Raw genomic sequence first — 577 nt, 5'->3', positions numbered from 1 at the left:
CGCACTGCATGTAAATGGGGCTATAGCTCAGCTGGGAGAGCGCCTGCCTTGCACGCAGGAGGTCTGCGGTTCGATCCCGCATAGCTCCACCATTTACACCTTATTCTGACTTTATTGCAAAGTAATAAGGCATATGCACTATGGATAGAGATGCCAAAGATAAACTTAAAAATTATCTTTGGCTTTTTTAAGCCCGCTCTTTAACAATTTGGAAAGCTGATAGTATTTAATTGCATGAGTCTGTCATGTRATTAATTACAAAACGTTTAATGCGAAAGCATTGAACATGAGTTCTCAAACACTTTATTAAGTGTCTTGAATATTCAAWAGTAAATTATTCTTTATTGAATAGTTTACGTCTAAGGCGCGTCCACTTCTTTGGTCAGAAGTGAGACAAGTAAAACCAAGCTGGTCGCAATGCGACGCAGATGAGTGAAACTCATTTGGGTTGTATGGTTAAGCGACTAAGCGTATACGGTGGATGCCTTGGCAGTCAGAGGCGATGAAGGACGTAGTAACTTGCGAAAAGCGTTGGCGAGCTAGTAACAAGCATTTGAGCTAACGATGTCCGAATGGG

1 tRNA gene and 1 rRNA gene are annotated in these 577 nt (G+C 41.7%); both read left to right on the top strand.

The features are described 5' to 3' along the window. The first annotated feature begins 16 nt into the window (after positions 1-16). Positions 17-92 (top strand) — tRNA-Ala (locus L5L91_RS22655). A gap of 362 nt (positions 93-454) precedes the next feature. After that, positions 455-577, top strand: a 23S ribosomal RNA gene (locus L5L91_RS22650); the annotation flags it as partial.

The organism is Shewanella sp. SM55 (genome assembly GCF_025654025.1).
Taxonomy (GTDB): Bacteria; Pseudomonadota; Gammaproteobacteria; order Enterobacterales; family Shewanellaceae; genus Shewanella; species Shewanella oncorhynchi.
Note: the sequence above shows the minus strand (reverse complement) of the source record. Positions and strands in the feature narration are given on the sequence as shown.